19 protein-coding genes are annotated in these 22,019 nt (G+C 43.1%); 12 read left to right on the top strand and 7 right to left on the bottom strand.

The window, feature by feature from the left end; genetic code table 11:
- Positions 1 to 4: 4 nt before the first annotated feature.
- The 4 genes from IGI84_RS06590 to IGI84_RS06605 all read left to right on the top strand — a co-directional run bounded on the left by IGI84_RS06590 (position 5) and on the right by IGI84_RS06605 (position 5,300).
- A complete protein-coding gene (locus IGI84_RS06590; RefSeq protein WP_081118499.1) occupies positions 5 to 583 on the top strand; it encodes a hypothetical protein in 579 nt (192 codons plus the stop codon).
- A gap of 164 nt (positions 584 to 747) precedes the next feature.
- Complete coding sequence (locus IGI84_RS06595) at positions 748 to 2,376, top strand: PTS transporter subunit EIIC (protein WP_081118500.1); 1,629 nt, start codon at positions 748 to 750, stop codon at positions 2,374 to 2,376.
- On the top strand, positions 2,376 to 3,707 hold the full coding sequence (locus tag IGI84_RS06600) for a 6-phospho-alpha-glucosidase (protein WP_077453863.1): 1,332 nt from the start codon (positions 2,376 to 2,378) through the stop codon (positions 3,705 to 3,707). The genes IGI84_RS06595 and IGI84_RS06600 overlap by 1 nt, the downstream gene beginning before the upstream one ends.
- Positions 3,708 to 3,926: 219 nt before the next feature.
- Positions 3,927 to 5,300: a gluconokinase gene (locus tag IGI84_RS06605; RefSeq protein WP_233618937.1), complete on the top strand. Its 1,374-nt coding sequence runs from the start codon at positions 3,927 to 3,929 to the stop codon at positions 5,298 to 5,300.
- Positions 5,301 to 5,318: 18 nt separating this feature from the next.
- On the opposite strand, the gene IGI84_RS06610 is transcribed toward IGI84_RS06605, so the two are convergent.
- On the bottom strand, positions 5,319 to 6,059 hold the full coding sequence (locus IGI84_RS06610) for a MurR/RpiR family transcriptional regulator (RefSeq protein ID WP_060792114.1): 741 nt from the start codon (positions 6,057 to 6,059) through the stop codon (positions 5,319 to 5,321).
- 151 nt (positions 6,060 to 6,210) lie between these two features.
- Here IGI84_RS06610 and IGI84_RS06615 point away from each other — a divergent pair, with 151 nt between their 5' ends.
- From IGI84_RS06615 to IGI84_RS06635, 5 genes are all read left to right on the top strand, one after another.
- On the top strand, positions 6,211 to 6,963 hold the full coding sequence (locus IGI84_RS06615; RefSeq protein ID WP_081118501.1) for an IclR family transcriptional regulator: 753 nt from the start codon (positions 6,211 to 6,213) through the stop codon (positions 6,961 to 6,963).
- A 110-nt stretch (positions 6,964 to 7,073) separates the two neighbouring features.
- Positions 7,074 to 7,721: a bifunctional 4-hydroxy-2-oxoglutarate aldolase/2-dehydro-3-deoxy-phosphogluconate aldolase gene (locus tag IGI84_RS06620; RefSeq protein WP_081118502.1), complete on the top strand. Its 648-nt coding sequence runs from the start codon at positions 7,074 to 7,076 to the stop codon at positions 7,719 to 7,721.
- A gap of 1 nt (position 7,722) precedes the next feature.
- Positions 7,723 to 8,721, top strand: coding sequence for a sugar kinase (locus IGI84_RS06625; RefSeq protein ID WP_081118503.1), 999 nt, complete (start codon positions 7,723 to 7,725; stop codon positions 8,719 to 8,721).
- 13 nt (positions 8,722 to 8,734) lie between these two features.
- Entirely contained in the window at positions 8,735 to 9,577 is an 843-nt protein-coding gene (kduI, locus tag IGI84_RS06630; protein ID WP_430600931.1) for a 5-dehydro-4-deoxy-D-glucuronate isomerase, read from the top strand.
- A 22-nt stretch (positions 9,578 to 9,599) separates the two neighbouring features.
- Positions 9,600 to 10,406 (top strand): gluconate 5-dehydrogenase, encoded by an 807-nt coding sequence (locus IGI84_RS06635; RefSeq protein ID WP_430600932.1) that lies wholly within the window; start codon positions 9,600 to 9,602, stop codon positions 10,404 to 10,406.
- Positions 10,407 to 10,664: 258 nt separating this feature from the next.
- Here the strand turns inward: IGI84_RS06635 and IGI84_RS06640 are convergent, their stop codons facing one another.
- The 5 genes from IGI84_RS06640 to IGI84_RS06660 form a co-directional block, all read right to left on the bottom strand.
- On the bottom strand, positions 10,665 to 11,336 hold the full coding sequence (locus IGI84_RS06640) for a rhamnogalacturonan acetylesterase (protein WP_081118506.1): 672 nt from the start codon (positions 11,334 to 11,336) through the stop codon (positions 10,665 to 10,667).
- Positions 11,337 to 11,346: 10 nt separating this feature from the next.
- The gene (gene uxaC, locus IGI84_RS06645) at positions 11,347 to 12,735 is read right to left on the bottom strand and encodes a glucuronate isomerase (protein ID WP_200125034.1); all 1,389 of its coding nucleotides are present in this window, start codon (positions 12,733 to 12,735) and stop codon (positions 11,347 to 11,349) included.
- A gap of 20 nt (positions 12,736 to 12,755) precedes the next feature.
- Positions 12,756 to 14,267 carry a UxaA family hydrolase gene (locus tag IGI84_RS06650; protein WP_200125032.1) on the bottom strand — a complete coding sequence of 504 codons (1,512 nt, stop codon included), beginning with the start codon at positions 14,265 to 14,267 and terminating at the stop codon, positions 12,756 to 12,758.
- Positions 14,268 to 14,279: 12 nt separating this feature from the next.
- Complete coding sequence (locus IGI84_RS06655; RefSeq protein ID WP_081118509.1) at positions 14,280 to 15,683, bottom strand: tagaturonate reductase; 1,404 nt, start codon at positions 15,681 to 15,683, stop codon at positions 14,280 to 14,282.
- Between the two features lie 70 nt (positions 15,684 to 15,753).
- Positions 15,754 to 16,734: a LacI family DNA-binding transcriptional regulator gene (locus IGI84_RS06660; RefSeq protein WP_005229927.1), complete on the bottom strand. Its 981-nt coding sequence runs from the start codon at positions 16,732 to 16,734 to the stop codon at positions 15,754 to 15,756.
- A 162-nt stretch (positions 16,735 to 16,896) separates the two neighbouring features.
- Here IGI84_RS06660 and IGI84_RS06665 point away from each other — a divergent pair, with 162 nt between their 5' ends.
- Entirely contained in the window at positions 16,897 to 19,110 is a 2,214-nt protein-coding gene (locus IGI84_RS06665) for an AraC family transcriptional regulator (protein ID WP_200125030.1), read from the top strand.
- 60 nt (positions 19,111 to 19,170) lie between these two features.
- On the opposite strand, the gene IGI84_RS06670 is transcribed toward IGI84_RS06665, so the two are convergent.
- On the bottom strand, positions 19,171 to 20,058 hold the full coding sequence (locus tag IGI84_RS06670; protein WP_015509917.1) for a carbohydrate ABC transporter permease: 888 nt from the start codon (positions 20,056 to 20,058) through the stop codon (positions 19,171 to 19,173).
- A gap of 258 nt (positions 20,059 to 20,316) precedes the next feature.
- Here IGI84_RS06670 and IGI84_RS06675 point away from each other — a divergent pair, with 258 nt between their 5' ends.
- Positions 20,317 to 21,285 (top strand): ABC transporter permease, encoded by a 969-nt coding sequence (locus tag IGI84_RS06675; protein ID WP_077453828.1) that lies wholly within the window; start codon positions 20,317 to 20,319, stop codon positions 21,283 to 21,285.
- Between the two features lie 15 nt (positions 21,286 to 21,300).
- A complete protein-coding gene (locus IGI84_RS06680; RefSeq protein ID WP_077453827.1) occupies positions 21,301 to 21,978 on the top strand; it encodes a YesL family protein in 678 nt (225 codons plus the stop codon).
- Positions 21,979 to 22,019: the final 41 nt, after the last annotated feature.

Consider the following 22,019-nt stretch of genomic DNA (forward strand, 5'->3'; position numbering starts at 1 on the left):
TGTGATGTTTGCTTTAGAGAGTCGTTTTTATCGTCTTTGCGAAATCGTTTTTCGTATGCTGGTATTGAATCTCTTGTTTTTGGTGGTATCGTTTCCGATCGTCACGTTTCCAGCAGCTATGCGAGCGGTGGTCGATGCTTACGAACATCCTGAAGCAAAACTGCTAAGCCCTTTTTTGAAAAATAGCAAAAGTGCGTTATTGAAGACCCTGCCACTAGGGGTCTTCAATCTCTTCTCATTATTATGCGGACTCAGCTTGTGGCGTTCTGCTGCTTTGACGAATTCATTGTTTTTCTCTTTTTTGACCATCATTTTTCTTACTTTTTTGTTGTCCTACAACATCAACCTGTATGTGATGCAATCAAAAATGCAAGATCGGCAAAAACTGTTTGACCTTTTTCGTAGTAGTTTTTTCTTTACGATGATGCACTACCATAAAGGGATCGGAATCTTAGTCCTAGCAGCGATCGGCTATTTCTTCACATGGCAATCAGCACCAGGTATCTTCTATCTGTTTTGTCTGTCTGGGCCCTTGTATTTCTATCAAAAAGTGTTGCATCTAAAAAGAGTGGATCAATCTTGATTCACTCTTTTTTTGTTGCTGGTAATCGCCACTAGCAAGGAAGGAAACAGGATGAAACACATTCCAATCTTTGAAACGCATTGAATTGAAAACGTTTGCTATTCTATTAGTAACAAATGTTTCCTATAATGAACCTACAAATCAACTACAAAGGAGTTTCCTCAATGAAAGAAAAAGTGATGGATGCGATGCAGAAATTCTCCAAGGCAATGTTTGTGCCCGTTTTGATTTTGCCGATCGCAGGGATATTGATTGCCGTTGGGAATGTGTTTACGAATGTCCGCTTGCTTGAGCAGTTTCCCTTTTTGGATAATCCGATAACCACCGGTTTTGGTAGTATCTTATCCGCTTCCTTATTACCGATTTTAACCAATTTAGGCATTATTTTTTGTGTTGGGATCGCTTTAGGGTTAGCCAATAAGAAAAAGGCTGAAGCGGGATTTACCGCGTTGTTAGGTTATTTCGTCTTCTTAAATGCCATGAACAAATTCATGGAGCTTCGGGGGATGTTGGTTCCAGCCGATGCCCTTCAAGGTTCAGGACAAGCGATCGTTTTAGGAATCCAAGTGTTGGACATGGGGGTCTTTCTGGGTATCATTTTAGGGATCGTCGTAGCATTGATCCATAATCGTTTTATCGATACGACCTTTAACAATGCCTTTCAAGTTTATGGCGGCGCGCGCTTCGTCTTTATTGTCTTGATTCCGGTCGTCGTGTTATTAGCCATCGTTTCCACGTTTATATGGCCAGTAATACAAACTGGTATCGACGGTTTAGGCGGCATCATTCAACAAACGGGCAACTTTGGCATCTTCTTGTACGGGATGTTGGAACGCTTATTGATTCCAACTGGCTTGCATCACTTGATCTATACGCCGTTTTTGTATACTTCATTAGGCGGTGTCGCAGAAGTTGGCGGTCAAGTCTTTGAAGGGGCACGGAATATTTATTTTGCGGAAATTGCTGACCCAGCAGTCCGCGTATTATCGCAAAGTGTCATTTGGGACGCTCGTGGGATCTCAAAAATGTTTGGACTGATCGGTGCTTGTTTGGCGATGTATCAAACGGCAAAACCAGAAAATAAAGTCAAAGTCAAAGCCATTTTGATTCCAGCTGTCGTTACTTCCTTTATTGCAGGTGTGACTGAACCAATCGAATTTTCTTTTATGTTCGTGGCACCTGTTTTGTTCGTCATTCATTCTGCCCTTAGCGGCTTGAGTATGGTGGCGTTAAATCTCTTTGGTTCTCGTGCCATCGGACCGAATGGCTTCATCGACTTTCTTTTGTACAACTTGCCCTTAGGGATCGAGAAGACTCGCTGGCCGGTATACTTGATCGTCGGGGTCGTCTTCTTCTTTCTTTATTACTTCTTGTTCCGCTTTTTGATCACGAAACTGAACTTGAAAACGGTCGGGCGTGAAGAAGATGGAACAGAGACCAAACTGTATTCGAAGAAAGAGTACAAAGAAAAACAACTTGCTGGAGCAGGTGTCGGGGTCATGGCGAGTGATCAAGCCGCCACTAATCCAACTAGTGAAACAAGTATCTCAGCAATCATCACCAAAGCGCTAGGTGGCGATGACAATATCAAAACCATTGACAACTGCTATACCCGCTTACGTTTAAAACTAAAGGATCCTGAACTCGTGGATGAAGCGCTGCTAAAAGACGAAACACAAGCCAAAGGCGTGATCAAAAATGGTGAAAATGTCCATGTCGTTTACGGGTTGACCGTGCCGAAAGTGCGGGAAGAATTAGAAAACTATCTTGGAAGAGAAGGAGAGATTGAATGATGAAAAATTTTTCAGTAGTGATCGCAGGGGGCGGCAGTACCTTTACCCCGGGAATCGTTATGATGCTGCTTGACAATCAAGAACGCTTTCCTTTAAGAAAGCTGAAACTATACGACAATGATGAAGCACGCCAAGCGATCCTCGGTGAAGCCCTAGCGATCTTATTAAAAGAACAAGCACCGCAAATCGAATTTTCGTTTACGACGGATCCTGAAGAAGCCTTCAGCGATGTCGATTTCTGTATGGCGCATATCCGAGTAGGAAAGTATGATATGCGGGAAAAAGATGAAAAAGTCCCCTTGCGTCATGGCGTCTTTGGCCAAGAAACCTGTGGACCAGGAGGGATCGCTTATGGGATGCGCAGCATCACTGGTATGCTGGAGATCATTGATTACATGGAAAAGTATTCCCCCGATTGTTGGATGCTGAATTATTCCAATCCAGCTGCAATCGTAGCTGAAGCATGTCGAGTCTTGCGTCCTAAATCAAAAGTTCTGAATATCTGTGACATGCCCGTGGGCACGTTGCGTCGGATGTCGCAAATCATTGGCAAGCAGCCAGAAGAGTTAGAAGTTCGCTACTTTGGCTTGAATCATTTTGGCTGGTGGACCAGCGTCAAAGACAAAGAAGGCACGGAGTACATTCAAACCATTCGGGACTACGTTGCAGAACACGGCTATTTGACACAGATCGAAGTGGATACCCAACATACAGACCCAAGTTGGCAAGACACCCACAAAAAAGCCAAAGACCTCCTGGCGCTCACACCAGAATATCTGCCAAATACGTACTTGAAATATTATTTATACCCAGATTACGTCTACGACCACATGAAAGAACATCCAGAGTATACGCGTTCCAATGAAGTGATGGAAGGACGGGAAAAACGAGTGTTCGATCATGCCAAAAAGATCACTGCCCAAGGATCTGCTGAAGGGATCGCTTTTGAGATTGATGCCCATGCAACCTTTATCGTTGATTTGGCACGCGCCATCGCTTTTAATACGCATGAGCGAATGGTGATGATTGTGGAAAACAACGGCGCGATTGCGAACTTCCCGGATGATGCCATGGTGGAAGTGCCATGTATCGTCGGTTCTGATGGACCAGAAGCTCTTGCTCAAGGAAAAATTCCTGCCTTCCAACAAGCCCTCATGTTCCAGCAGGTGACTGTGGAAAAATTAGTGGTCGAAGCATATGTGGAAAAGAGCTATCAAAAAATGTGGCAAGCGTTAAGCCTTTCCAAAACGATTCCTAGCGCAAAAGTAGCCAAAGAGTTACTCGATGATTTGGTCTCGGAAAATGGTGATTACTGGCCAGGATTGTCTTGATTTGTTTCACATTTGCGAAACATTTGCTGATTGGCTAACTGGAAAGAGGAAGATTCTCCAAGAATCTTTCTTTTTTTATTTTTGCTGTGGAAGGATAATTCTCTGAAGAAAATCACTACGAAACGTCTTCTCAACAAAACGATCAGACAGGTATGCTAGAATATGCCACTAACTATGGTAGAATAAAGCTAATTGAATCAGATGAGAGGGAGCAATGCGATGTTTTTAGGGATTGATATCGGCACAACAGCCATAAAATTTGGGGTCATTGAAGATCGGAAAATCATTTACTCACAGTCATTACCAATCAAAACCCATAGCCACGGGTTAAAACAGACCCAATCAGCAACCCAGATCAGTAGCCAATTGATCAGTGGTGTCACAACGATTCCCGCTCAATTAAAAGCGGCAATCACAGTGATCGGGTTCAGTACCGCCATGCACAGTTTGATGCCAGTGGCTGGTGAGACAGCAGAAGAGATTTACATTTGGTCAGACAATCAAGCGAGTCAAACGATGACGGCCTTTCGTCAAACGGATCTGGCGGCAACGTTTTATGAAGAGACAGGGACACCGATCCATGCGATGTCTCCCTTTGCGAAACTGGCTTATTTCCAAACAAATGGTTCATATTCCAAAGAGACGAAATGGTTTGGCTTAAAAGAACTAGCAATGGCGTTGTTTACCGGACAAGCACGGATCGATTATAGTACCGCATCAGCGACCGGTCTTTTTTCTTTGAAAGAAAAGCAATGGAGTCAAAAAATTCTCAATTATTTATCCCTTTCAAAAGCCCAATTAGCGCCTTTATGTGCACCGACTGATCGTTTTTTGATTACCGAGGAGATGGCGCAGCGGTGTGGCTTGAAGCCTGAGGTAGAAGTGATGTGTGGGGCTAGTGATGGGTGTTTAGCAGCATATGCTGGCTATATTTCTACAGGGATCCGCAACAGCTTGACGATCGGAACCAGTGCGGCGGTTCGTAAAGTAAGTGAGACCACCGTCTTTGATCGCCAAAAACAAAATTTTTGCTACTATCTGCAAGATGACCTCTATGTCGTAGGGGCACCTTCAAACAATGGTGGCTGTGTCCTTGCTTGGGCAAAAGAGACCTTATCAGAAGATCCTGATGGGTTTTATCATTATCTGCCGCAAGTCATGGAGGAATCACCGATCGGCAGCAACGGCTTACGTTTTTTTCCCTATTTAAACGGGGAGCGGGCACCTTTTTGGACAAATGAGATCACAGGCGGCTTTTCTGGCTTGACCCTGAAACACAATCGCTCAGACATGTTGCGGGCAGTCATCGAAGGCATGCTGATGAACATCGATTTATTAAAGCAAATGGCGCAGTTGGAAGGGGCAGTCACTGTAAGTGGTGGTTTCTTTCAAACAAAACTTTTAGGTCAAATGACCGCGGATGTGTTGGGGCTGACCTGTTATCTTTCCGATGAAAACGAACCGATATTCGGCTTGTATGATTTATACAAAAGCTCTGTTGTGCGGCAAGATCAGCCAGATGAAAAATTTGTTCCTGATCCGCAGAACCAAGCGCTCTATCAAGAACTGGCAAAAACCTATTTTCAAGCATAAGCCAAAACCAGCAATCCACTAAGGTTGCTGGTTTTCTTTTTCAACATGGGTAAAAGCGTCGACGATATATTCCATCAATAAGAGCAGTTTACCAAAGAAGCTAGTGTACTGGATGTTTTGGGTGTCGTAGGGACGTTCATCGGTCACTTCAAAGGAAAAGGTCGCTAGTTGATTGGCGCGATGATCACCGTTCCCGCAAAACAAAACAGTTGGTATGTGATGTTCATTGGCTAATGCCATCTTCTCCAGTACTTTTTGTGTTTCGCCAGATTTAGAGATGGTGATCAGCATACTGATGTTCTCGATGTTGTTACTAATGATCCCACCTGAGTCAGAAGCACTGACTAATAAGGTTTTGATGCCGTTGACCAGCATTTTTTTGTGGAGGTATTCTGCCACGATCCCAGAAAAACCTGTTGCATAAATCGTAATAAACTTGTCCTTGTTTCGTCCATAGATTTCTTTGATCGCATCGATCGTATCTGCAATACTGGCAGCGTCAATTTGGTAATCGATGGCGGCTTCAGTGATCGTCTGATTTTTCAAGCGATTCTTTAAGAAGTAAAGTAGCTCTAGATAGCCAGAAAAACCTAATTTTTGCGCAAGCCGCACGATGGTTGCGGGGGAAGTGTAGATCGCTTTAGCGATTTCTCTTAAGGGCAGTCCATCGATCGCAGCGGTATTTGCAAGCAAATAATCAAGAATTTGCAGCTCATTGTCAGTCAATTTTTTTCCTTTGATCAATACATTTAAGTCCATTGTTCGGCACTCCTTTGTCTTGTCTTCATCATACAATGAATAACGACAGAAAGTAAAATAGGAATCGCGTCTTGCTGATATATAGGAAAAAAGATTGTGCATTTCCTAAAAAGATATTATAATTTCTTATATAGAAAATAAAGGTGGAGAAATGATGACACAAAAACCATATGGAACCGTACTACTAAAAGCAGCAACCATTTTAGATTATCTCGCAGAAGCGCCCAGTAAACCATTGCAAGAAATTTCAGAAGCAACGAAACTGACCCCATCCACAGCTTTGAAAATATTGGAAACGCTGCAAATGATCGGCTATGTCAAACGCGACAAAGAGAAGAATTATCGCTTAGGGTCTAAACTGATCAAGTATGCCAATCAAAACATTCAAGAGCTTGATTTAGTGGAAATCAGCTTGCCATACTTGGAAGCATTGCAGAAAACGGCGGATGAAACGATCCACTTAGGGGTCTTGACTGCCAATGAGATTCTTTATGTCAATAAATTGGAGCCTCAGAATCAAACGATCCGCATGTCTTCAAAAGTAGGGATCACAAGACCGTTGTATAGCTCTGCCATGGGGAAAGCCGTTTTAGCGGAGTTTGATGCCCCTCAAGTAGAGGAGTACTTGGCAGCAACGCCTTTAACCGCTTATACGGAAAACACCATTACGAACCAGTTGAAGTTGAAGAAAGAATTGGAGCAAGCAAAAGAAAACCAAGTAGCGTTTGATGATGAAGAAATGGAACAAGAAATCTATTGCATCGGCGCCTCACTGATAAAAGATCAGGAGATCGTTGGGGCGTTTTCTATCAGCCTACCGAAATACCGCTTGACCCCAGAATACAAAATGACATTGATCGATGCGATTATTGCGACAAAACAACAAATTGAACAAGCATTATAAACTTTTTAATGGAAAGCCCTTGCAAATAAAAAAGAGAACGGTATAATAAACGTGTAAGTTTCTTTATAATAAATACCGTTTTCCAAATAGGAAATAAATGGAGGGCCTCAATGAAAAAAGTAGCGAATTTAATGAAACTAAAAGAAAGCGGCGTGATCGCTGTTGTGCGTGGCGCTTCAAAAGAAGAAGCACTACAAGCAAGTAAAGCGATCGTTGCAGGGGGGATCACCGGCATTGAGTTGACTTTTACAGTGCCTCAAGCGGCGGATGTAATCGCTGAATTGGTAGCAACCTTCAAAGAGAATCCAGCGGTAGTCGTTGGTGCTGGGACCGTTCTTGATGCAGTTACCGCCCGCTTAGCGATTATGGCAGGAGCAGAATATGTTGTCAGCCCAACTTTTGATCAAGAAACGGCTGAATTATGTAATTTATATCAAATTCCTTATCTGCCTGGTTGCATGACCATTTCAGAAATGAAGGACGCCTTAAAAGCAGGCGCAGATATCATTAAACTATTCCCGGGTAGTGCGTATGGCCCAAGTATCATCTCGGCCTTCAAAGCGCCATTGCCGCAATTAAACATTATGCCGACTGGTGGTGTCAGCTTAGACAACATGCAAGAATGGTTTGCAGCGGGTGTCGTAGCCGTTGGTGTAGGGGGGAATTTGTTAGCACCAGCAGCAAGTGGGGATTTTGACAAAGTAACAGAAGTAGCGAAACAATATGCGGCAAAATTAAAAGAGATTCGAGGAAAGTAAGATGGCAAACATTCTGACACTAGGAGAAATCATGTTGCGTCTATCGACAACGTTAGGCGACCGAATTGCCCATAGTTCGAGGTTTGCTGCCCATTATGGCGGTGGGGAAGCCAATGTTGCGATCTCCTTGGCGAATTTTGGTCATCGCGTTTCTTTTGCTAGTAAAGTGCCGGAAAATGCTTTAGGAGATGCCGTTTTTCAGCATTTACGAAGCTATGGCGTCGATTGTCGCCACGTGCTTCGTGGCGGTTCCCGACTAGGTACTTACTATATTGAAACCGGTATCGGGGAACGAGCAGCGCGAGTGGTTTATGATCGCGCAGGCTCTAGCTTTGCTCAAATGAAGGAAAATGAGTGGCAGTCTGACCTTTTTGATGGGGTTGACATTGTTCACCTTTCAGGGATCACGCCCGCTCTTTCAACGACTTGGCAGACGCTTTTACTGACGTTGATCAAAGAAGCGAAAGCAGCTGGTTGTAAAATCAGTTTCGATATCAATTATCGTGGAAAGCTGTGGACGACCGCTGAAGCGCGCGTCTTTTTGCAAGAAGTGCTCCCCTATGTCGATTATTGCTCAGCAGGACAGTTAGATGCCCAAGTCTTTATGGATGTACCTGCTGCAACAGAAGAAGTCGAAGATGACTACTATTATCAAGAAATGCATCGGAAATACCCAAATATCCAGCTCTTTTATTCAACTAGTCGTCAGGTGCTCTCAGCAAGTCACAATCAATTGACAGGAAGCCTATGGCACAACGGCAATTATGTCGTTTCTGCAACCCATGAGATCAATCCAATCGTTGATCGCGTTGGAGGAGGCGATGCCTTTTCAGCTGGTATCCTACATGGTCTTGTCACGAAGAAACAAGACCAAGAAATCATTGATTTTGCAACTGCCGCATCTGCCTTGAAGCATACGATCCATGGCGACTGTAATCAGTTTAGCGCCAATGAGATACAAGAATTTATTGCAACAGGTTCAGGAAAAATTATCCGATAGGAGGAAGTTAAACATGCAACACATCGAAACACGCTATACCCATAGTCCACTTGATATTCGTCACTATAGTACCGAAGAATTACGCAGAGAATTTTTGGTAGAGAAAATTTTCACACCGGGACAAATCATGCTGACCTATACCCACAATGATCGGATGATCTTTGGCGGAGTGACACCGACAGAAAAAGCGTTAGAAGTGCAATTAAGCAGTGAACTAGGGGTGGAGTACTTCTTAGAACGCCGTGAATTAGGCGTCATCAATATTGGAGGACCCGGTGCGATCACGATCGATGGCCAAAAAGAACCAATGAAAAAACAAGACGGCTACTATATCGGCAAGGAAACCAAACAAGTCTTGTTCCACTCAGATGATCCAGCAAATCCAGCGAAATTCTATCTATCTTGCGTGCCAGCACATAAGAAATACCCAAATGTAAAAATCAGTATCGATCAAGTCACACCAATGGAGACAGGCGAGGGCTTGACCTTAAATGAACGGAAAATTTATCAATACATTCACCCAAATGTTTGTGAAAGCTGTCAATTACAAATGGGGTACACGATCTTAGAACCAGGCAGCGCTTGGAATACGATGCCAAGTCATACCCATGAACGTCGGATGGAAGCATATGTGTATTTTGATTTTGCTAATGAAGACACAAAAGTGTTCCATATGATGGGTAAACCAGATGAAACGAAGCATTTAGTCGTTAGTGAAGAACAAGCCGTTATTTCTCCAAGCTGGTCGATCCATTCGGGTGTTGGAACCAGTAACTACTCCTTTATCTGGGCAATGTGTGGCGAAAATATCACCTATACCGACATGGATATGGTGGCAATGGACGACTTAAAATAAAAAGAAAGAGGGTTTATCAATTATGGATTTTTCAATGGATCAATTTCGTTTAGATGGTAAGATCGCATTAGTGACAGGCGCTGTCTATGGGATCGGTTTTACGATCGCTCGTTCACTAGCAGCAGCAGGAGCAACGATCGTTTTTAACAACTTGGATCAAGAATCAGTGGATAAAGGATTAGCAAACTATCGTGAAGCAGGGATTGAAGCCCACGGCTATGTCTGTGATGTAACGGATGAAAAAGCAGTCAACGAAATGGTCAAGCAGATCGAAGAAGAAGTTGGCGTGATCGATATCTTAGTCAATAATGCTGGGATCATCAAACGAATCCCGATGTTGGAGATGTCTGCTGAAGACTTCCGTCAAGTCGTTGACGTGGACTTGAACGCTCCATTTATCGTTTCAAAAGCAGTCTTACCGTCAATGATCAAAAAAGGACATGGAAAAATCATCAACATTTGCTCAATGATGAGTGAATTGGGAAGAGAAACAGTGGCTGGTTATGCAGCGGCTAAAGGCGGCTTGAAAATGTTGACGAAAAACATTTGTGCTGAATTTGGTTCAGCTAACATTCAATGTAATGGGATCGGACCTGGTTATATTGCAACACCGCAAACCGCATCATTACGAGAGATCCAACCAGACGGTTCTCGTCACCCATTTGATCAATTTATCGTAGCGAAAACACCTGCTGCCCGTTGGGGTGAGCCAGAAGATTTAGCAGGACCAACGGTTTTCTTAGCTTCTGAGGCATCCAACTTTGTCAATGGCCATGTCTTATATGTAGACGGCGGTATCTTGGCGTATATCGGGAAACAACCTGAATAAAACAATCAATAGTAAGGATGGGGACGATTGCAATCGTTCCCATTTTTATGGTACAACACCCAAAAAATGTAGGGCTTTAAAAGGTAGCTTGGCGATTAATGGGTTGAAGCAAAGGAACTGCAAACAAATCTTTTAAAAAGAAGGAAAAGCAAAACGCTGTGAAGGGAAATGCTCTTCGCAGCGTTTTGCTTGAGTTGCTCTTTTTAAAATCAGGTAGCGTATTTATGTTAAGGGAAGATTCAACACGAGCAATGAGTTTCAATCTAAAAGAACTTGTTGTGCAAGTGGTAATGGAGCATTTGACAAACATTTGGCAACTAATTTGGCGACGGCTGTAGCACCTTGGTCATTCAAATGCGTGTTATCCGTAATGCCGGCTGGATAATTGGGGTGCTGGTTTTTTTCTAAATGAAGAAAATAGGTTTTCGCCTGTTGTGGTTCCAGTGCTGAAAAGAACCGTTGTGTTGCGGCAAAAAGATCCAGACAGACCACATCCAAGGAGGTAGCCAAAGCACGCATTGCTTCTGGGTAAGGACCGACTGCCGAAGGATCAAGTTGTTGTTGGTCCACGTAATGCAAACGAGTGATCGAGGTCAATAGGATCGGTGTCGCTTGCTGCTGGCGTGCCGTTTGCACGAAGGTTGCTAAATTATGCTGATATTCTACAGGTGTCGTACCACGACTATCTGTTTTTTGATCGTTGTGTCCAAATTGAATCAAGAGATAATCACCAGCATGTAGTTCTTTTTTTGCCTGCAACAAGCGTCCTTCTTCAATGAAGCTTTTGGAGGAACGCCCATTTTTTGCCAAGTTGACGATTTGATGCTGGGGGAGATAGCGTGAGATCTTTTCACCCCAGCCCGTTTCTGGACGAGCGCTAGGCTCTTTGATCGATGCGGTGGAATCACCGACGATGACGATTTTTTCCATTGTCTTTCTCCTAAAATTTGAAGTAGTTATTGGCATTTTGATAACAAACATTTTCTACTAATGGTTTTAGCTGACGAAGATCAGCAGGTGCTTCACCACGTACAACGATCTCAGCAAGCCATTCACAAAAGACGCGTCGGAAATATTCATGACGGGTGTAAGACAGAAAGCTTCTTGAATCCGTCAGCATGCCGACAAAGTTAAAGATCACACTGCCGTCTGCGAATTTCGTCAATTGGTGACGCATGCCTGCGCGGGTGTCGTTATACCACCAGCCAGATCCTAACTGCAATTTATTATTGCCTTCTTGCTGGAAGCACCCCATCAAAGCGACGAGTGCATCATAGTCATTGGGATTTAAGGAGTAGAGAATCGTTTGAGGCAAATGGTCCTGCGCATCAGCAGCGTTCAATAATTTCTGCAAGCTTTGAGTCAGTGGTTGATCATTGATGCCATCGTAGCCCGTATCTGGTCCCAAGCGCTCAAACATTCGTTGATTGCAGTTACGGTACGCATGGACATGCAGTTGCATCGTCCAACCATGTTCGTGATACAGCTTCATCAGTTCAACTAGAACATTGGTTTTGAAGAACGAGACTTCGTTTTCCTCCAAAGATTCCCCAGCTAATGCTTTGGCAAATATTGCTTCAAGGGATAACTGTTCGTCTGTAAAATACACTAAAGTATCCAGCGCATGGTCAGACAAGCGGCAGTGATGTTGGTGAAAGTAGGTTACACGGTCCCGCAAGGCTCTCAAGAAAGCATCATAGGTAGTGATCGCGTTTTCGACACTCTTTTCGAGTTTGGTAACATAGGCAAGAAAATTCGGATGGTCGATTTGTAACGCTTTGTCAGGTCGAAAGGTCGGCAAGACCCGAAAACGTTGTTCTGTTTGGCTTAATTGGTGATGATAGTGAAGATCATCGACTGGATCATCTGTGGTGCAAACGATCTCGGCTTTACTGCGAGCAATCAAAGCTCTTCGAGTAAAGTCTTTTTGCAGCAATTTTTCGTTGCATAGCGTCCACAAGGTTTCGGCATTTTCTTCAGTAACGGGAAGATCGATCGCAAAAAATCGTTTTAATTCTAAATGGGTCCAACTGTAAAGGGGATTTCCCACCAATTTTGGCACTGTTTGACACCATGCCAAAAATTTTTCATAATCACTGGCATTGCCGGTGATCGCTTCTTCTGGTACGCCACAAGCGCGCATCAAGCGCCATTTGTAATGATCACCACTTAGCCATGCCTCGGTGATAGTTTTAAAGGGCCGATCCTCATAGATTTCTTTCGGGTCTAGGTGGCAGTGGTAATCAATGATCGGCAGTTCTTTGGCATATTCATGGTAAAGGGTTTGAGCAATTTCATTTGGCAATAAGTAGTTTTCATTTAAAAACATGTCGAACCTCTTTTCTTTGATTATAGTGTCACGCCATTTTTAAAGATGGCGATCTCGCGAACGTTGTTGGCTTCATTACGCGTCGGTTTTCCACTGGCAGTTTCGATGATCGCTTGAATAAAATCTTCCAGCACGACCTCCATCGGCTCTTCCAACAAGCGACCGGCGTTGAAATCCATCCAGTGGGGTTTCTTATGGTAAATCTCTTGATTCGTGGCAACTTTCATGGTCGGCACATAGGCACCAAATGGCGTGCCGCGACCCGTGGTAAATAAGACGAGTTGGCAATCGGCAGAAGCCAGTGCAGAAGCGGCAACAAGGTCGTTTCCTGGACCTTCCAGCAGGCTCAAGCCTGGCTTACGGAGTTTTTCCCCATATTTTAAGACATCGACGACAGCGGAAGTCCCAGATTTTTGGGTACAGCCTAATGACTTATCTTCTAGCGTAGTGATGCCGCCTGCCTTATTGCCAGGAGAAGGATTTTCATAGACTGGTTCACCGTAAGCAAGAAAATAATCTTTAAAGTCGTTGATTAGATGGAGGATTTTTTCAAAGGTTGCTTCATCTTGTGCACGCGCCATCAAGACTTGTTCAGCGCCAAACATTTCGGGTACTTCCGTCAAGACCGTACTGCCACCTTGAGAAACTAAAAAGTCAGAAAATGCCCCCAACAAAGGGTTGGCGGTGATCCCAGAAAACCCGTCGGAACCCCCACATTTCAACCCGATCTTTAGCTCACTCAAGGGAACGGCTTCTCGTTGATCTTCTTTTGCTGCTTCCAGTAATTCTTCTAATAAGCTTTCGCCGACCGCAATTTCATCGTCGCTTTCCTGTGCCACCATAAATTTGACGCGCTTTGGATCGTAGTCACCCAGGTTTTTCTTAAACTCGGAAACGGTGTTGTTCTCACAACCTAAGCCAAAGACCAAGACGCCACCGGCATTTGGATGATGCACCGCATCAATTAAAATTTGACGAGTGTTTTGATGATCTTGGCCTAACTGAGAGCAGCCGTAGGGATGTTTAAGGATCGTAATATGATCAAACGTGCCAAGATCTGGATGATTCTTCTTGAAGTTTTCAACAATGATCTCTGCGATGCCATTGATACAACCAACTGTTGGCACGATCAGTAAATCATTACGAATTCCAACTTTGCCGTTTGCTCGACGGTACCCTTGGAACGTCGCAGCCCTTTTTGGATAACGGACAGGATGCAAATCGGGGGCATAGGTGTATGCTAAGGTACCAGAAAGGTTGGTTTTGACATTGTGGGTATGCAACCATTGGCCGGTTTTAACGTCAGCTAAGAGATGTCCAATGGGATAGCCGTATTTGATCACGTCTTGTGATTGTGCTAGATCTTTGAGGGCGATTTTGTGTCCTTGCGGAATATCCTCAAAAAGGGTGATCGTTTGGCCTTCAAATGCAAGGGTCGTATTAGCAGCTAGTGGTTTTAATGCGACTGCGACATTGTCTTTAGGGTGCAATTTCAATAGTTGTGCGGGCGTTTCTGTTAATGTGGTGGACATAAAGATTCTCCTTTATTTCAAACTTGGCTCAGGGCTGTCAATCGACGCAAGTAACTGGCGTGGTCCGTCTTGTTTTAGACAAGCGCACATTTCATTGATCGTCTCTGTCATAAAGCTCAGGTCTGCATGCCAAAGTTGCTCATTTTTTAATAGAGCGGCGATCTGTTCTTCTGCTGGTAATTGTTTCACTTGCTGAAATATGGTTGTCACTAGCTCATCATCTTGAAAGGGTCGTGTGAGATAGAAAGTCAGCAACCCTGCCAATGCGGCAGTGATTCGTTTTGGTACCTGCTGGTTTTGTTGGACATAACGACTTAAGACTGGTTGAAGACGCGCATGGAATTTTGAAACACTGTTTAAAGCGATCGATTGCAGCTGATGCTTCACATAAGGATTTCTGAAGCGCTCTTTGATTTGTTCCGCATAAGCTGTAAGCTGCGCTTTAGGCAAATCAAGCATTGGAATCAACTCTTCCTGAAAAAGACCATCCAAAAAGGCTGCAAAATCACGGTCGTTCATTACTTCTTCAACGGTTTCTAAACCCGCTAAAAGACCGAGTGGAACCATCGCCGTATGAGGGCCATTTAATAAATGTACTTTTTGTTCACGGTAAGGGGTCATATCTTCTGTCACGATCACATTCAACCCAGCTTCTTGCAAGGGGAGCTTTTCAGCTACGCCGCTTCCTTCGATCACCCATAACATAAAGGGTTCTGCAGTGACCATTACGGCATCCTCATAGCCAAGAATCTCTTGGTATTGTGCCACTTTGTCGCGAGGATATCCTGGAACGATCCGATCGACTAAGCTACAGCAGAAGGTGTTTTCTTTTTCTAACCAGTTGACGAAGTCTGACTCCAAAGACCATAATGCGGCATATTGTAAGACGATCTCTTTTAATTTTTCCCCATTCCGATCGATCAATTCGCAAGGAATGATCAAAAATCCCGGTTTTTGTCGTTGAAAACGACGATACAAAAGAGCGGTCAGTTTTGCAGGGAAACTGTGGGGAGGGGTATCGTGCAAGGTATCCTCTGGGTGAAACGCAATACCTGCTTCCGTCGTATTAGAAACGATGATCTCGAGTTGCTCATCTTCGGCTAAAGCAAGATAGTCTTCCCATTGCTGATAAGGATTCAGCACTTGATCGATAGTGGAGACGACTTCAAATGTTTGAGATAAAGCGCCATCGACAAGTCCTTCTAAGATAACGGTGTAGAGATTTTCTTGTTGTGCCAACAGCTCTTTCAAGCCGTGATCGATCGGCTGTACCACAACGGCACTGCCGTTAAAAAGACCTTGCTTGTTCATTTGCTGCAGCTGCCAGTTAAAAAAGCCCCGCATAAAATTGCCTTCCCCGAATTGAATTACTCGGGCTGGATAAGTTTGATGGGTTTGTTCGGTAATTTTTTTCATAGAATCCTCCTTAAAAAATAGTTATGCACACGTTAACATTTTTGCGTAAGCTCTCTTGAAAACAAGAGGCTTACAGCGATTGACGAATGATTAACGAGGTATCAAAGAAATGTTGTTTCTCAACTACTTGATTGGCAAATGCTTGCAACAGCAGAGTTGCTGCCAATTGACTCATTTCATAAACTGGTTTGCGGATCGTTGTTAATGGGGGATACGTATAGGGAGAAAAAGAACTATCATCAAAACCGATGATACCGATCTCCTCTGGGATCTTTCGTCCTGCTTGATGACAGGCATTGATCGCACCGATCGCCATATCATCATTGGCGCAAAAAATCACTTCAGGTGGTTCAGGTAAAGCGAGTAGTTGCTGGGCACCCAGCTGACCACTTTCCAAAGAGTAGTCGCCAGCTACGAAGTATTCTTTCGGGCAGACAAGCTGCTTTTCTTGAATCGCTTTCATAAATCCTTTACGACGCTCTCTAGCGGAACCAAAGGAAGCGATCCCTTCAATCATGGCGATCTTTCGAAAGCCTTGTTCAAGCACATAGGTGATCATTTGATAGACCCCTTGGGCATCATTACTAGTGACATTCATCAAGGTTGCATCCTGCAATTGACGATTCAAAACGACGATGGGAATGTTTTTCTTTGAAAGAGCAGCAATAAAGCCGTCATCCCGATCACTTTGACTCATCACGATCGCTCCATCTAAACGATTCGGCTCTTCATCAAATGTATCGGATTGCAATAATTCATGAACCGCTAAAGTATATTCGGATGGTAGGGTATCACTGATTCCTTTGATCACTTCGACTAAAAAGCTATCGGAAGTACCAATGGATAGATGGGAAAAATAAAGACCAATGATATAGGATTTTTGATTCACCAGACTTTTGGCATTGACATTGGGCACATAGTGTAAAGATTCAGCGATGGCTGCGATCTTCTTTTTTGTTTCTGGCTTAATTAATGGGCTATCGTTTAACGCACGAGAAACAGTTGTATGTGAAACACCAGCGACTTTGGCGATATCTTTGATCGTGACCATAGAAAACCTTCTTCCTTTTTGCTTGATTCAAGCATAGCTTGTTCCCACGAGAATGTCAATACACCAAGGATGCACACGTGAAACATTTTTCAAAATAACATAGGAACTTTTTCTGGGATGTGCTAGTATAAAAGAAGATAGTTAGGTAATGGGAGGGAGTCTATGAAATTCTTTTTAAGCTATCATCAAACGTCCAACTTGTTCTATAAAATTTTCATTTGGGTCTCTTTGATTGGTAGCGCTTTAATTATCGGCTTTAGTGGAGTCATTTATCATCGAACGTATCAAAACATTCAAGAAACCTTTTTGCAAAGTCAACATAATTTGGTCAACCAAGTCAAACAAAATCTGGATCAAAAAATTCAGATGGTGGAGTATGCCTTTTCTACATATAGCAGTACTCAAAGTTTTTCCGATACGATGGAACAGCCGTTTTCCGTGACGAATTATCGACAAGTGCGCGAGATCAATTCGCAACTGGCTTACATTGGTGTGATGGGGATCGAAAACGCCAGCTACCAATTGGTGAATTTGAATCAGCATTGGAAAATCGAAGAAGGCTCCTTAAAACAGATCGATGATACAGAATTCGCTGCTTTTCAAGCGCTGATCGACAACCAACGCTACTTGTATTGGTTGCCAGAAGACGGTTATTTAAAAATGGTAATGACGTTGCCTGTGTTTCGGCAGGAAACCACTGCTTTGGGGATCGCTGAAATCCAAGACCATACCATTGCGCAGTTGGTGGCAGATCATGATGATTCCTTTCTGAATATTTTTCATGCGGATGGACAACTGCTTTTCGATAATGGTGAAGTGATCGATCCTGACTTACACGAAACAATGGTCACAGCTGCCCACGGCGATGGCATCTTCACTGACAAAGAAAACAACAAGTATGTGGTCACACAATCGGATTACAATCAGTGGTATCATGTGATCCGTCTGGCGCCAGCCAGTGTTTCGCAAGCAATTCGTGAGTTAAGAAGCGGTTTGATCGTGATTGGTAGTCTATTGATTTTCCTGTTTTTATTAGTATCTTATCGCATTGCGATCGTGGCTACTTCACCCATCAATCGGATCGGAGAGCTTTTAAAGCCCAAAAAACAAGGTCAAAAATTAGAAGTCAATCAATTGATTTCCGATATCGACCAAGTCTTGCATCAAAACCATGATCTTGCTGTTAAAGTTGAACATCAAAAGCCCGAGTTAGAATCCTTGTTTTTATTAAACTTGTTTCGCGGCTGTATCTCAGAAGCAGATATTCACTTAAAACTGTCACAATTTGGGTATGAAGTATCCGAAACGGAACACTTTGCCGTATTACTGATTCAAATCGATGATTTGTGTGGGCGAGAAACAGCGACCAGTGATATTTTCTTGCTTGCCATTGAGAATCTCGTTTCTGAGATCATTCCGGCGAATTTGCGTTTTCAGCCAATCATCTCTAGTCAAGAAACCCAAGGAACGATTTTAAAACTTCCGAAAACGATTGATCAAAAACAAGTATTGACCTATTGTCAAAAGATCCATCAAGCGGCAAAAGACTATTTAAGAATTAAAATAAGTTGTGGGGTCTCACAATCCTACGACCGCCTCGTAGAAACCAAATTAGCGGTTGATAACGCCAAAGAAGCCTTGCACTATCGAATGAATTTAGGGGAAGAAGTCATTATCTTTTTTGACGACATTGCGGCACAATTGGACAAGAACGCGATCGTTCAATACCCTAGAGAAGCAGAAAGTACCTTTTTGGATGCGATGCGTAGTGGGGAGCTAGCGACCATCAAAGCGAGTTACACGGAAGTTGTACGGGAAATCATCCATGAAAATAAAAATCCGTTGACGATTGAAAGCGCCTTGTTTAAGTTGATCAACAGTATCGTTCAGCTAGGGCAACTTTTAGGAGCAGATCATACCAGCTTGCAAAATAGTCGTAAAGTTTATCAATCCGTGCTCAACCAAACCAGCTTAGTCAAAGTTGAGCAAAGCATCTATCAAGAGTTAGTTTTACCTATCGTTGAAACGACACAAGCCAAAACAGATCGAGAAATTCGCTCCTTGTCTGAAAAGATGGTCTTGATCGTACACCAACAATACGATCAGGATCTTTCCTTAGATAGCATTGCTGAACAGCTGCATTATAATGCCAATTACTTAAGTAATGTGTTTAAAAAGGAATTATCCATCAATTTTGCCGATTACTTACAAAATTATCGGTTGCAAATCGCCAAAAAATGGTTGCGGGAAACGGATATGACGATCAAGGAAATCGCCGCCAACCTTCAATATACTAACTCTCAAAACTTCATCCGCTTTTTCAAAAAGAAAGAACAGATGACGCCCGGAGAGTATCGCAAACGTTCCAAAGAATAAAAGAAAAACGCGCTTTTTGATTAACGATCAAAAAGCGCGTTTTTCTTGGCTGCCTGTTGGTTACCCTTTGACGGAACCAACCATTGCCCCTTTCACGAAATACTTCTGAACAAATGGATAGGCGATCAACATTGGCAGCGTCGCAACGACGATCACGGCCATTTTTACGGATTGTGCTGGGGGGACAACATCGACACTCGCGGCATCGGCGTTCATCCCGCTGGAGACGATCACGATTTGTCGAAGGAGCACTTGGATCGGCCATTTCGCTGAATCATTGATGTACAAAATCGCTGATTGATAAGTATTCCAATAACTAACAGCGTAGAACAAAGAGATCGTCGCAATCGATGGTAAGGAAAGGGGTAAGATGATACGGAAAAAGACGCCCCAATCAGAGCAACCATCCATTTTTGCTGATTCTTCTAAACTATCAGGAATTCCTTGGAAAAAGTTTCTCATAATGATCATATTATATGCACTGATCGCACTCGGTAAGATCAGTGCCCAGAGAGAATCGATCAAGCCGAGGCTTTGTACCAAAATAAAACTTGGGATCATCCCACCGCTAAACAACATGGTAAATACGACAATAAAGTTGAAGATGCCGCGTCCATGCAAATATTTTCTTGAAAGAGCATAGGCCATAAAAGAGGTCAAGATCATTGAAAGAACTGTTCCGACGATGGTCACAAAAAGGGAAACACCAATACTGGTAAAAATCGTGGGTGTCGAGAGAATATACCGGTAAGCATTTAAGCTAAATTCACGAGGGATAATGATAAATGTTCGTGTCGCGATCTCAGAAGAAGAAGCAAAGGAGCTTCCGAGAATGTTTAGAAAAGGTAAGAGACACGTTAAGGTGAAGAGTAGTAGAAAGCCAATAATAAATCCTTGAACGACCCGTTCACTTTTCGGGCGGTTCGTTTTTTTCAGGGTTTGTTGCATAGAAAAAACCTCCATCTTTTTTTACTTAAATAGGTACTTCCAACGTATCATGAGGCGGGGACAACGTATATAATCACTTTTACATGTTAAAAAAATCACAATAATGACAAACGTTGATAAATAAAGGATTATCCAATTCGACTGCGAGATAATCCTAAAAAATGTATGCCTTTTCAAAGCTGAGAAAATGATTATATACGTTATCTTTTTTTCACGCTACCATGGGACTATCAAATCAAAAAAAATCGGAGGAACAATATGGAAACAAAAGTTGATAATTACTTCTCACCACTAAATGAAGAAGAACAGCGGCTGCGGCTGAAAAAGAAAAAATGGGCGCAAATCAGAAAAAATCGTGCCCTCTATATTATGGTATTGCCGGGGATTTTATATTTTCTTATTTTCCGTTACATACCGATGGGCGGGTTAGTCATCGCTTTTCAAGACTACCAACCATTCTTGGGGATTCTAGGAAGCCCCTTTGTTGGATTCACTCATTTTATTCGGCTCTTTACTGAAGATACCTTCGTGATGTTGATGCGCAATACATTGATCATGTTCTTCTTAAATATCACGATTTCCTTCCCTTTTCCTATAGTATTGGCACTTATGCTAAATGAAGTAAACAATCGCCGTTTGAAAAAAGGGATTCAAACCATCATTTATTTGCCTCATTTTATGTCGTGGGTCATCGTTGTTTCCATCTTCTATGTTTTATTAACGACAGAAGGTGGTGTGATCAATAACATGATCGAAAGTCTTGGTGGCGAACGTATCCCGTTTCTAACAAGTCGCACGTGGTTGCGTCCAATGTACATTTTCCAAGACCTTTGGAAAGGTGCCGGTTGGGGGACGATCGTTTATCTAGCCGCTATTACCAATGTTGATGAACAGCTTTATGAAGCGGCGGATATGGATGGGGCTGGCAAGCTACGAAAAATGTGGCATATCACATTGCCTTGTATTCGTCCGACGATCGTAACCTTATTGATTTTAAAGATCGGTTCAATCTTAGATATGGGATTTGAGCATATGTTCTTGTTGATGAACTCTATGAACCGTGAGGTTGCCCAAATCTTTGATACCTTTGTCTATACCGCCGGGATTCAAAATGGTCAATTGAGTTACTCGACAGCTGTTGGGCTGTTTAAAGGACTTGTTGGCTTGATTCTTGTCATCTTTGCCAATCGTTTGGCGAAAAAAATTGGCGAAGACGGGATTTATTAAGAAAGAAGGGATCACATGACGATCGAAAAGATCACGAAAATCAACGAAGGATTACTCGCATTTTTGACGCTGATCGCCCTTCACTTTCTTTGGCTAAGTGTGACTCTCCTGGGAGGCATCCTCTTTGGCATTGGCCCTGCGTCGTATGCCATGATGAAATATTATGATCGCTGGCTTCGTCTTCATGAACGACCGCCTTTGATCAAAAGTTTTTTCTACTATAGTAAAGAACGGTTCCGGCAATCGGTGCTGATCAGTTGGTTGTTTTTGATTATCGCAGCAATCGTGATCACCAATATATTCGCGCCATTTCCATGGTTTATCCAAGTGGCGAATGTCCTCTTTTTGATTGCGTTCCTCTTTTTATTCATGCACGTGTATACCGTCATGGCGGCTACCAACTTTGCGACCGTGCTTGAGATCCTGCGGGGGAGTGCCTTGTTAGGTTTAGGCTATCTGCATTATTCGATCATTAGTTGGACGATTTTGATCCTTGGATATTTAGTCCTTGGCAGTTATTTCTTGATCGGTCTCTTTTTGATGGGGAGTAGCTTAGTTGGTGGTGTTTTTGCCCTTGCTGGTAAAAAAATTCTTCAAGATATCCACCCAATTGAAACAGATCAGGTGGTTTCAAAAGCGGCATCGACTACGGAGCAAACCGTTGCCAGTAAAGGAGATGAGGTCATTATCTAAAGAAAACGGCTCAAAGACTTTTACTGGTTCGTGAACAAAAC

Origin of the sequence: Enterococcus sp. DIV0008 (assembly GCF_050542615.1) — a bacterium.
GTDB lineage: Bacteria > Bacillota > Bacilli > Lactobacillales > Enterococcaceae > Enterococcus_D > Enterococcus_D innesii.